Origin of the sequence: Collinsella sp. AM23-17 (genome assembly GCF_003470945.1) — a bacterium.
Classification (GTDB): Bacteria; Actinomycetota; Coriobacteriia; order Coriobacteriales; family Coriobacteriaceae; genus Collinsella; species Collinsella aerofaciens_O.
Genome location: NZ_QRHU01000010.1, coordinates 1 through 12,453 on the forward strand (window position 1 = coordinate 1; position 12,453 = coordinate 12,453).

Annotated in this window: 9 protein-coding genes; 7 read left to right on the forward strand and 2 right to left on the reverse strand. The window is 59.2% G+C overall.

What is annotated here, in order from left to right:
* The first annotated feature begins 366 nt into the window (after positions 1-366).
* The 7 genes from DW645_RS04880 to DW645_RS04910 all read left to right on the forward strand — a co-directional run bounded on the left by DW645_RS04880 (position 367) and on the right by DW645_RS04910 (position 8,736).
* Entirely contained in the window at positions 367-2,646 is a 2,280-nt protein-coding gene (locus DW645_RS04880; protein WP_147356631.1) for an EAL domain-containing protein, read from the forward strand.
* Positions 2,647-2,773: 127 nt separating this feature from the next.
* The gene (locus tag DW645_RS04885) at positions 2,774-4,306 is read left to right on the forward strand and encodes a diguanylate cyclase domain-containing protein (RefSeq protein WP_118226581.1); all 1,533 of its coding nucleotides are present in this window, start codon (positions 2,774-2,776) and stop codon (positions 4,304-4,306) included.
* 107 nt (positions 4,307-4,413) lie between these two features.
* Entirely contained in the window at positions 4,414-5,037 is a 624-nt protein-coding gene (locus DW645_RS04890; RefSeq protein WP_118226583.1) for a flavodoxin family protein, read from the forward strand.
* Positions 5,038-5,237: 200 nt separating this feature from the next.
* On the forward strand, positions 5,238-5,579 hold the full coding sequence (locus DW645_RS04895; protein WP_118226585.1) for an arsenate reductase family protein: 342 nt from the start codon (positions 5,238-5,240) through the stop codon (positions 5,577-5,579).
* Between the two features lie 86 nt (positions 5,580-5,665).
* On the forward strand, positions 5,666-6,796 hold the full coding sequence (locus DW645_RS04900; protein ID WP_118226587.1) for a GTP-binding protein: 1,131 nt from the start codon (positions 5,666-5,668) through the stop codon (positions 6,794-6,796).
* Between the two features lie 95 nt (positions 6,797-6,891).
* Complete coding sequence (locus DW645_RS04905; protein ID WP_118226589.1) at positions 6,892-7,491, forward strand: tRNA (cytidine(34)-2'-O)-methyltransferase; 600 nt, start codon at positions 6,892-6,894, stop codon at positions 7,489-7,491.
* A gap of 144 nt (positions 7,492-7,635) precedes the next feature.
* Positions 7,636-8,736: an ATP-binding protein gene (locus tag DW645_RS04910; protein WP_118226591.1), complete on the forward strand. Its 1,101-nt coding sequence runs from the start codon at positions 7,636-7,638 to the stop codon at positions 8,734-8,736.
* A gap of 40 nt (positions 8,737-8,776) precedes the next feature.
* On the opposite strand, the gene DW645_RS04915 is transcribed toward DW645_RS04910, so the two are convergent.
* Both DW645_RS04915 and DW645_RS04920 read right to left on the reverse strand, forming a co-directional pair.
* Entirely contained in the window at positions 8,777-11,269 is a 2,493-nt protein-coding gene (locus DW645_RS04915; protein ID WP_118226593.1) for an excinuclease ABC subunit UvrA, read from the reverse strand.
* A 52-nt stretch (positions 11,270-11,321) separates the two neighbouring features.
* Entirely contained in the window at positions 11,322-12,440 is a 1,119-nt protein-coding gene (locus DW645_RS04920) for an AAA family ATPase (protein ID WP_118226595.1), read from the reverse strand.
* Positions 12,441-12,453: the final 13 nt, after the last annotated feature.

Consider the following 12,453-nt stretch of genomic DNA (forward strand, 5'->3'; position numbering starts at 1 on the left):
CTATTTGCTCAATGTGTTCGGCTGAGATCGGAAATCAACCCCTTATATGTAACAATCATACCGGCTTCCTAACGTTCAGAATGGTTTCTACTGTCTGCTGCGGTGTTTGGTTGGAATTGTCCAGCCAAAAGCCGATCCGTGGTGTTGTCTGCATTTTACTAAATACAAATTCAATGTATACAGAAAGAAATATATAAGGAGTGGGAGGGATTCCGCCGTAGTCGGCATTGTAGGAAAATCCAAAAGTTTAGATTTTCTCAAAATGCTTATCTTTTGGTCTTTGGTTCGGAATAGTGTAGTGCTGGCGGTCTATCTCTTGTTTTCGGTTGCTTGCTTCCTTACCGTACATGAGCATTTAGCTACGGAGTGTCACACGCCGACCCCGCCCTGGGCGAAGCCTCCAATCGCATGACGCTCGATGCCGATCATCGCATGTACGACTACAAGCTACGTCATGCCATGCACCTTGATCGACGCAATATCACGCAAGTCCACACCGACGACTTCGAGATAAGCGACCGCATTTTCGACGCCTTTTCGATGCTCAACGAAGGCCGTTATTTCTTTATCGAGAACTTAGACAAGGACCGCACCCTTTGGTCGCAAGGTGCCTTGCGCGATCTCGGTCTTCCTTCGGAGCACATAGACAGCTGCCGCGATTTCTGGAAGACGCGCGTCCATCTCGATGACCTCGAGGCCTACGCCAACGACATCGACCAGATCTATAACGGCTCCAAGCACCGTCGAGTCATGCAGTACCGCGTGCGCAACGCCGCCGGCGACTACGTCCTGTGCCGTGCTCGCGGGTTTCGTATCGATGGCGACGGACACGACCCCTCGCTCTATGTCGGCGAGCTCGTCAACCACTCACTTGCCGAGACCGTCGACGCCGCTACGGGCCTCGGAACGCAGCGCATGCTGATCAACGCTATCGATGCCTGCCGCCGCGATCGTTGCGAGACAGGGCTTATAGCGGTGCGCATTCGTGGCACGGCAAAGCTCAACGAGCTCTACGGGGCCGAGGCTGTCGACAACATGCTTGCCGAATACGCAGACCGCATGTTGTCGATCACCCGTGGCAGGAGTCGCGTCTACCGTTCTCGAAGCGTCCAGTTCGTCGTGCTCAGCAACGATTTGGATCACGAGGCATTCGAGCAACTGACCCATCACCTTAAAGAAGCCGTTTTCGCTCCCGTTCGAATCGCGGGCGACACCATTACTCCCGTCTGTCTTGTCGTCCCGGCCTTTTACGAGCGTCTAACCAACCAAGCGACCGCCGTTTTAGGCGAACTCGACCGTCGCCTTCGCACGGCCGGCGGACTTGTTCCCAACGACAGCCTCCCCATACCCGAGACAGAGCGCAAAAGCACCATCGTCGAGCGCATCGATACGCTCACGGGCCTCTATCGACCCAGCGAGTTTATGCGGCGCGCCAACGCATTTCTCCAGACAAGACGCGACGGTGCCTGGTGCATCGCCACCGTCGACATGGGACACATGCGGCTGTTCAACGAATGGCACGGACAGGCCGAGGGCGACCGCACGCTCGCCGACGTGGGCACGGTCCTCAAAGACATCGAGAATGCCGACATGGGCGTCGCAGGGTATTGGGGCCAAGACGACTTTTGCATACTCATCCCCTTTGAGCACGACACCGTCCATCAAATCTATAGCCGCGTTCGCGAGGCCGTGGCCAAGCACGATAACGGCGTGGGTTTCTGGCCGTCCATGGGCGTTTTCCCCATCGACCCCAGCGAGGAAATCACCATCGATGCGCAGGCCAAGGCCATGTTTACCAATCGGCGCGCGAAAAGCGACTTCAAGGAGCGCATTGCCATTTTCCGCCCCGACGAGTACGAACGCGAAATCGTGTTCCACCGCACGCTGACCGAATTCCAGTACGCGCTCTCAAACGGCCGCATTACCTACTACTTGCAGCCCCAGGTCGACATGGAAACCGGCGAGATCATTGGCGCCGAGGCACTCACGCGCTGGATCGACAAGGACGACTCCCTCATTTCGCCCGCCACCTTTATCCCCACTCTCGAGGAAAGCGGCTTTGTGATGACGCTCGACAAATACGTTTGGCAGGGCGTTGCCATGTGGCTGCGCGAGCGTATAGATCGGGGGCTTCGCGTGGTTCCGATCTCGCTTAACGTGTCGCGCGTGGATATTCTTGCCTGCGACGTTGCCGAACATATGGGGGCGCTTGCCGCCCAATACAACCTACCGCCCGAGCTCATGCGTATCGAGATCACCGAGACGGCTTATACGGGAGAGTCCGAGGCCGTGGATAAGCTGACGGCCGGCCTGCACACCCGCGGCTTCTCGACCTATATGGACGATTTTGGCACCGGCCAGTCCACGCTCGCGATGCTCAAGAACGTCAACGTCGACGTCATCAAGCTCGACCGCACGTTTGCGCCCGTCGACGGCGATCAAGGCCGTAGTGCGCACATCATTTCATCGATGCTCGAGATGGCGCAGTCGCTCCATTTGCCCGTTGTGATCGAAGGCGTCGAGACCAATGAGCAGGCCAACATGCTGCGCAACATGGGTGCCCGCTACGCTCAGGGTTTCCTCTACTACCGCCCCATGCCGGCGAAAGATTTTGAGGTATTGCTCGATGGCGGCAATAACAATTGATACGCTCGCGCGCAGAACGCTACCGTTAAGGGACATGCTTGTCCCCATTGGCTAACTTGTATTCCCAAATCGAGTTGAATTGGGGATATGATACAAACCACTGTCTCGCCCAAGGAGGTTATGCATCATGAACGAGTCCTATCGCCTGGGCGAGCAATCGATCATCGCCCATCTACAGCGACTTGCGAACGGGGCCTCAACCGCCGAGCTCGATGTTGCCGCGCTGCCCACGGAGCTGCGCGCCATCGGCGAGCAGCTGCAAAAGACGTATGCCATCCTGCATCAGGAACGGCAGTTACTCGAGCGCGGTGCCTATATCGATACACTCACCAATCTTGGCAACCGTAGTGGACTCGACCACCATGTCGATCAGCTCTGGCGCAAAGGCACCTCCTTCACCTGCGCCTATATTGATATCGACCACCTCAAGCACTGCAACGATACGTTTGGCCACGCCGAAGGCAATCGCTACATTCTGAGCATCTGCCGCGCGCTCACCGAAACCATGGAGCACGATGAGCTTCTGTTCCGTATCGGTGGAGACGAATTTGTACTTGTGTCCCCCACGACAGACGAAGCCGAGCTCGAGCAGCGCCTGGAGCGAACACGCGCCGATCTTATCGGAGCGACATCAGACGGTAAGGCGCCCATGATCGCCAGTTTTAGTTTTGGCTGTTCGCGTGTCGACCCGCTGGCAGGCGATACGCGTCATCAGATGACCATGGACGCCGACCGCAAAATGTATCGCTACAAGCTCATGCACCGTGTGCAGCAACCGAAGGAAAACGATGCTCCGCAACGCCCGATCACAGAACAACCCCCCCCCTGCAACGATCGGGTGTTCCAAGCGATCTCGATGAGCTCCGAGATACGCTATCCGTTTATCCTTAATCTCGATACCGGCGAATCGCAATGGTCGGTTAATGCCGTGCGCGATTTTGGCCTGCCCTCCCAGCATCCCTACAACTCACTCGATATATGGCTTGCCCGCGTTCACCCCGAGGACCGCGACAGCGTACGGGCCGAGCTCGATATGGTGCTAAACGGCACGTGGCACTTCCACTACATGCAGTATCGCGTCTTGGATGCCACCGGGAAATACGCGCTTTGCGACTGTACGGGCTACCGCTTGGACGGCACCGATACCGAGCCCAACATGTATGTGGGCATTATCGTCAACCGAAGCTTGGCAGATACGACTGATTCCGTGACCGGCCTGGGCGATATCCATGCCCTGGTCAACGCCATTGGCGAAATGCGTCGCGTGGCGCGCGAGGCGGGCTTGATCGCCATTAAAATCGACGATGTCGCTCAGGTCAATACCCGCTTTGGCTTTGAGGCGGGCGACCGCGTTTTGGCAGAAAGTGCCGCCTGTCTCATGGATTGCTCGCGCGGCAAGGGTCGTCTGTTCCGCTCTACCGGACCGATGTTCGTGGCGCTCTTCGACGACATCGATCCCCAAGAGACCGACGCGATCGCAGAGGAAATCGAACGGTTCTTGGGGTCGCCCGTGCTTCTAGGCTCATTTGAATATCAGCCACCCCTTCGCGTGGCCACGCTTCATCTGGACGCCGTCGACCGACAGCCCGTTTCCATTTTGAACGAACTTAATGCACTGCTTAAAGAAGCGCCGCAGGTACCGGGCACCAAGCTGGACTAGCGTCGTGGGGCGCGATGTGAAACACAGGCCGGCATCGCGCCCCACGTCACCTGCCCGCTCGTGAGATAATCCTCTGCAAAAGTCACCGACAGCAGAGGGAGTTTGTGATGAAGGTTCTCTTGGTCAATGGCAGCCCCAAGGCAAACGGCAACACCGCCCGCGCACTCGCCGAGGTCACCGAGCAACTCGGCGCCGAAGGCATTGATACCGAGATGTTTCAACTAGGCGCCAAGCCCATTCGCGATTGCATCGGTTGCGGCCAGTGCGGCAAGCTCGATTGCCGTTGCACTTTTGACGATGATGCCGTCAACGAGCTGATTGCCGCCGCCGAGCAGGCAGACGGCTTTGTCTTTGGTTCACCCGTCTACTATGCGCACCCCAGCGGACGCATCCTCTCGGCCCTCGACCGTGCGTTTTATGCCGGCAGCAAGGCCTTTGCGCACAAGCCGGGCGCCGCCGTCGCCGTTGCCCGCCGTGGCGGCACGTCGACCACGTTTGACGTACTCAACAAGTACTTCACCATTAACCAGATGCCCGTGGTGGCCTCCACGTACTGGAACAACGTCTTTGGTGCCATGCCGGGCGAGGCCGCCCAGGATGCCGAAGGCCTTGCCACCATGCGAAACATCGGCAAGAACATGGCCTGGCTGCTGCGTTGCATCGAGGCGGGAAAGGCCGCCGGCATCGAAACCCCCCAGGCCGATCGCGCTAGGACCAACTTTATCCGATAGTCCAACGACGGGCGCCTCGATGTTTTGACAATGGCAGCGAGAAGTCAACTGACGAGGCAAGGTGCCTTGAAAGAGGAGGACGCTGGGCTTTTGCCCGCGTCCGACGATTGAAAGGCAGATTGCCCGTCAGATGGCTTCGCAGCGTCGAGGTGACCGTCGTTCGTTAAAACGACGGAACTACGAGAACGGCGGAACATAATATGAATATTCAAATTTTCGGGACTAAGAAGTCCTTCGATACCAAGAAGGCCCAGCGTTATTTTAAGGAGCGCCGCATTAAGGTGCAGTTTATTGACCTGAAGGAAAAGGAGATGAGCAAGGGCGAGCTCACGAGCGTGATGCAGGCGGTTGGCGGCATCGACAAGCTGCTCAACCCCAAAGCCAAGGACGAGGAGACGCTCGCACTCATCCAGCACCTCACCCCCAGCCAGCGTTTCGATAAGCTGCTCGAGAACCAGCAGGTTCTGGCCGTGCCCATCGTGCGCAACGGCAAAAAGGCCACCGTCGGCTATTGTCCCGACGTGTGGGGAGCCTGGGAGTAGCCTGTGTTATTTGTCGGCACGTGGGTATAAGAGCAGGAGTTTGACATAAGATTCAACTGTAAGCCATGTCTAACAAAGGAGGGCACATGCCCAACAAACCCGTGAAGATCATCATGCTTACCGGATACCTCGGTGCCGGCAAGACCACGCTGCTCAACCACATCCTCGCTAACGACGGCGGCATCCGCGCCGCCGTGATCGTCAACGATATCGGCGAGATCAACGTCGACGCCAGCCTCATCGCCGACGGCGGCCTTTCCGAGACCGACGACCTCATCCCGCTCACCAACGGCTGCATCTGCTGCACACTTTCGGATGACCTGGCCAACCAGCTGCAGGGCATCGCCGATTCGGGCAACTTCGACTACATCATCATCGAGGCCTCGGGTATCTGCGAGCCTATCCCCATCGCCTACACCATCTCGAGCTTCTGCGACGAGGCCAAGGTGGGCGGCGAGCCCAAGCTCGCGCTCGACAACATCGTGGCCGTGGTCGACTGCGCCCGCATGTACGACGAGTTCAACGGCGGTCGCGACCTGCTGGCCGAGGATATCGACGAGGACGACATCGAAAGCCTGCTCATCCAGCAGATTGAATTCTGCTCCACGCTGATCCTCAACAAGACCGACACCGTGACGCCTGAGCAGATCGCCGAGCTCAAGGCCATCGTGCGCAGTCTGCAGAAGGACGCCGTGATCGTCGAGGCGCAAAACGGCGAGGTCCCCATGGAGGAGCTGCTCGACACCGACCGCTTCGACTTTATGCGCGCCTACAACTCCGCCGCCTGGATCGAGGCCATGGAGCATCCCGAGGAGCACGACGACCCCGAGGTGCTCGAGTACGACATCGAGACCTTTGTGTACTCGCGCCGCAAGCCGTTTGACCTGCAGAAGTTCACCGATTTTGTTGAGCAGGAGTGGCCCGACGAGGTCATCCGCGTCAAGGGTCCGCTGTGGCAGGCCAGCAATCCGGACATGTGCTACATGTTTGAGCAGGCCGGCCACCAGATGCGCCTGATGGAGAACGGCCTGTTTGTCGATTCCGCACCCGAGGGCGAAAAGCAGAAGATCATCGACGAAAACCCCGAGATCATGCAGATTTGGGACGACGAGACGGGCGACCGCATGACGAGCCTGTGCATCATCGGCCGTCACATGGACAAGGATGCGCTCATCGCCTCCCTCGATGCCTGCCTGACCGACTGGCACCGCGCCTAGGTTTATCAAAGCGGGCATTTTGCCGCCCACGTAACCGCCAAACCACCACGAAGGTACCCTTCGTGGTGGTTTTTCATTCTGAACCAAGGAGATTCATGTTCAACATTGTGCTGTATGCGCCCGAGATTCCGGCCAATACGGGCAATATCGGCCGTACCTGTGTGGTCACCGGCGCCCGCCTGCATCTGGTGGAGCCGCTGGGGTTTTCGCTCGACGACAAGACAGTACGTCGCGCCGGCCTGGGCTACTGGCAGAATTTGGACGTGACGACTTATGCCGGCTGGGAGGATTTCCTTGCGCGCAACGGCCTCTCCCCCGCCGACGAGCGCCTACATCTGCTGACCAAAAAGGCACGCCGCACCTATGCGCAAAGCACCTACCGCGACGGTGACTATTTGGTCTTTGGCAGCGAGAGCTCGGGCATTCCCGAGGAGCTGCTCGCTGTGGCGCCCACGCGCTGCGAGCGCATCCCGATGCTGCGCGATTGCGACTCGCTCAATAACGCCGAGACCTGGGAAGCCCACGAGGAATCGCTCGGGCATACCGAGGACAGCCACGAAGCCATCCTTCAGCAGGATATCTGCGGCAACTTCGTCGACCCGGACGACTACCGTATCAGCGCACTCAACCTCTCCAACAGCGCTGCCATCGTCCTCTACGAGGCCCTGCGCCAAACAGGCTTTCCGGGAATGTGACAAAGGGATTGTCCCTTTGTCACATTCAAGCGCCATGTCGATGACACACACGCCTAATTGATGCTCTAAATAACGGACCATCGCTTTTAATCAGAATTAACTAGAATAAAATGAAGTTAAACGGAGGTGTGAAAGGAGAGCCTTGTGGAATATCTCGAGAACCCGTTTACCCCCAGTTTTGGTGAGGTTCCTGCTCATCTCGCTGGCAGACAACAGATTATTCGGGATTTGGACCGTGCCTTCTTGAGTCAGCGCAGGCGCCCGGAATTGACCTCGATCTTCTCAGGCGCGCGTGGAACCGGCAAAACCGCTCTCATGTCGTCGCTTGCGACAAGGGCGGAATCCCACGGCTGGATTGCCGTAAAGACGACCGCGCTCCCGGGAATGCTTGAGGAAATCGAGTTCGGGGCGAAACGTGCTGCAGGCCATCTCATCGACCCGTCTAACAGCTTCGAAGTCACCAGTCTCGGAATTGCACCATTCGGCAGCATCGAGGTCAATCGCGTTCATGATGCCTCAACCTGGCGCTATCGCATGAGCGACATCATCGACCAGCTCAACGAAGCGGGCACCGGACTGCTCGTCACGGTTGATGAGGTCGATCCGATGCTCGACGAGATGATTCAGCTCGCGGCCACGTATCAGCACTTTGTGACCGATGGAAAACGCGTCGCCCTGCTCATGGCGGGACTTCCCAACAACGTCTCGACGTTGCTGAACCACAAGACGGTCTCGTTCCTTCGCCGCGCCCAACAATATCATCTGGGTCGCATTGCCGACTATGACGTGCGCGAGGCCTTGATTCGCACAATCCAGGAAAACGATCGCCTGGCAGATGCTGAGGGAATCGATAGAGCTGTTCGCTCGATCTCCGGTTTTCCCTTCCTATTGCAACTCGTAGGCTACCGTGCCTGGGATCTCACAAGCGATTCGAAGGAAATCTCGTCACGCGACTTTGACCTGGGAATCAAAATCGCGCGCGACGAGATGGACGACCGAATCCTCGCGGCAACCTATCGGGAACTCACTGCAGAGGACAAGCGATTCCTCATCGCCATGCTCGATGACGAGGAAGAGTCCACCACCGCTGATCTTGTCGAGCGCCTCAAGCGTTCGCCACAGCAGGTCTCCCGCTACCGACGCCGCATGATAGACGCCGGCATCATCGGAGAACGCGGACGCGGAATCGTCGCTTTTGAATTGCCGTTTTTCCGTGACTATCTCGCCGCTCAGTGCGTGAAATAGACATCAATGCGACAAAGGGACAATCCCTTTGTCGCATCGTCTATAGATAGCGGCCGGTAAAGCTCTTGGGGCAGGCTGCGATGTCGCCCGGCGTGCCGACGCAGACGATTTGCCCGCCTGCGTCGCCACCACCTGGGCCCATGTCGATCACGTAATCGGCGTTACGGATAAGGTCGAGGTCGTGCTCGATCACGACAACTGTGGCGCCCTTGGCGACGAGGCCGTCGAACACACTCAGCAGCACCTGAACATCGAGCGGGTGCAGGCCAATTGTGGGTTCGTCGAACACGAATACGGCATCATCCTGCACGCGGCCCATCTCACTCGCGAGCTTAAGACGCTGCGCCTCGCCGCCCGAGAGCGCCGGCGTGGGCTCGCCGAGCGTGAGATAACCCAAGCCCAGGTCGTGCAGGGTCTGTAAGCGCGCCTGAACTTTCTTGAGCCCCACCGTAGCGTCGAGGGCCTCGTCCACACTCATGTCCATGAGCCGCGGCAACGTAAGCAGGCTCCCGTCCTTGCCCTCGCGATGGATATGCGAGGCCGCGTCTGCATAGCGTGAGCCGCGACATGACGGGCAGACGATCTCGACATCGGGCAAAAACTGCACGTCGAGCGATATCGAACCCGTGCCATCGCACGTAGGGCAGCGCAAGGCGCCGGTGTTGTAGCTAAAGGCGCCCGCCTTGTATCCCGCCGCCTTAGCCTCGGGCGTACGGGCGAAGGCGCGACGCAGCTCATCATGGATGTCGGCATAAGTTGCCACCGTCGAGCGCACGTTGGCGCCGATAGGCGTAGCATCAATCAGATTTGCACGGGCAATGCCCTCGGCGTCGATCCAGCGCACATGGCTTGGCAGGCGCTCGCCAGTTGCCTGAGCCTTGAGCGCCGGGATGAGCGTCTCGAGCACCAACGTCGTCTTACCCGAACCCGAAACGCCCGTCACCGCGACCAAGCGACCGCGCGGGATATCGACTTCGAGCGGTTTGACGGTATGGATGGCATCGGTCGCCATGCGGATATGGCCCCGGTCGAACATTTCGTCATCAGCCACCTGCGGCCGCAAGCGCTTGGGCTCCGAGCGCAAAAACGGGGCGATGCGGCTGCCCTGCGATTGCTCGACCTCATCCACCGTACCGGCGGCGATCACATTACCGCCGCCCGCTCCGGCAACGGAGCCCATCTCGACCAGATAATCGGCTTCCGCCAATACGCGCGTGTCGTGGTCGACAACGACCACGGTGTTGCCGTCATCCACCAGATCACGCATCACGCCCACCAAGCCGTCGACATTGGCAGGATGCAAGCCAATCGAGGGCTCGTCCAGCACATAAAGCACGCCCGTCGATCGGTTGCGCACCACGCGGGCGAGCTGCACGCGCTGACGCTCGCCCGTGGAGAGCGTGGCACCGGCGCGGTCGAGCGAGAGGTAATCGAGCCCCAGGTCGACCAGGCGACGGGCCGTGCTCAAAAACGAATCGCAGATATCCGTCGCCATAGGCTGCATCTCGTCCGGCAAGGATACGGGCACCCCGCGCACCCACTCAACCGCATCACCAAGCGTCATGGCCGCGGCCTGCGCCAGATTGATACCGCGCACCTGGGGCTGACGTGCGGCCTCGGAGAGGCGCGTGCCGCCACAGTCACGGCATGGCCCCTCGCGCAAAAAGCGCGCCACGCGCTTGAGGCCCTTGTCGTCCTTAACCTTGGCGAGCGCATTCTCGACGGTATAGACAGCGTTGTAATAGGTAAAATCGAGCGGCGTGGCGCCCTCGCCGTTTTTGGGAACGTAGAGAATGTGCTTTTTAACCGCCGGACCGTGGAACACGATGTCGCGCTCTTGAGGCGTGAGCTGGTTAAACGGCACGTCGGTGCGCACGCCCATCTCGCCGGCTACCTGCTTCATCAGATCCCACATGAGCGTACCCCAGGGAAGCACCGCGCCTTCGTTGATGGTCTTTGACTCGTCGGGCACCAGGCTCGCTTCGTCCACCTCGCGCATGACACCGGTGCCGCCGCAGGTAGGGCACGCACCGCCGCTGTTAAAGGCAAGGTCCTCGGCACTCGGCGCGTAGAACTCGCGGCCGCATGCGGGGCACGTGAGCGACAGGCCCGCAGCCACGTTAAGGCTCGGCTCCACACGCGCCCCGCAATGTGGGCACACGTGATGGGCACAGCGGCTAAAGAGCAAACGCAGACTGTTGTTGAGCTCGGTCATGGTACCAAAGGTCGAGCGCACGCCTGGCACACTGGGACGCTGATGCAACGCGAGTGCCGCCGGTACGTGCAATACCTCGTCCACCTGGGCGTGCTCGGCCTGCGTCAGGCGACGTCGAGTATAGGTGCTGAGCGCCTCCAGGTAACGGCGCGAGCCCTCGGCATAAAGAACTCCCAGCGCCAGCGAGCTCTTGCCCGAGCCCGACACGCCGGCAATGCCCACGAGCCTCCCCAGCGGAATATCGATATCGATGTCCTTGAGATTGTGGACACGTGCACCGCGCACCTCGATAGCACTTGGTTGTTGCGACACCGTCATCGCTTTCCCTCCCGTTGATCGAATGTGACAAAGGGACTGTCCCTTTGTCACATTACTCATGCCATAAAATGCGATCGCGAATGTACTCGCCCAGCATGGGCACGGTAAACCTGACGAGGCCGTATCCGGCAGCCTCGATGACGCGCTCGCGAATCAAGCTTGCGCGATATTTACTCGCCCAGCTCTGGGTGCGGTCGCAGCGCTCAATGATATCCGCCATGCGCGTCTGCTCACCCTCGTCAGCAGCCATGGCCTCGATAAAGAGGCGCTGTGGGCTGCGCAGTCCGTAATACAGGGGCGCGTCGACCGCTTCATAGAACTCGGAGACGGCATCCGCATGGCCATCCTCGACATCGCGCCTTTCAATGACCAGCGAGTAGCGCCGGACAGCAGAGCGCCACATGTAATAGCCCACCAGCTGAACCATATAGGGATGCCCCATACTCTTGCGTGCCGCAAGGCCCGCCGTCTCCGCGTCGACGCAAAGGCCAGCATCTTTAACCGTCTGGACATATGAATCGCGCACCTTGGGCAAAGAAATCGCCCCCAGCGTACGCTGCTGAGCACGGCGCAAAAACGTCACGCTCGGCTCTTCGAGCAGGTCGTCAACCATACTGGGCAAGCCGGCAAATACCAGCGCAAGACCGCGCTGGTCGCTATCGGGCAGGCCCGTAGCATCCTGATCTCCGAGCACCTGCTGATAGAGAACGGCAAGAGCCGCCAGTTCCTCGATTGACGCAGATTGCGCCTCGTCAATCGCAAACAGGATGCCCTTGCCTGGACCGAGCTTCTTGAGGCGCTCGTTGACCAGCCCCCGTAGCGTCTCGCCCTTTGCCCGAGCCGCCTCGACCGACATCCGACCAAACGACGGCCCAAACTCCATTGACGTCACAACGGGTTTATTCGAGCGAAGCGCGTCGGCCAGGCGATCGCACAAGCCAAGCGAAGCAGAATCGGAGATAACCGCCCATCCGCGCTCGCTGGCTAGACGTTGCAGCTCTCGCAGGAGAACCGTTTTGCCGCAGCCGCGGTTTCCCGTAATGAGCATGAGCCTACCCGGCGCTCCGGCGCCGTTATCAAGCCCTTCCTCGAAATCTTCGATGACCGACTCTCGACCGATGAGCATCGGGGGCCGCTTGCCTGCCGTCGGCTTAAAGGGATTTGGATTCATGCCGGCCTCCTCG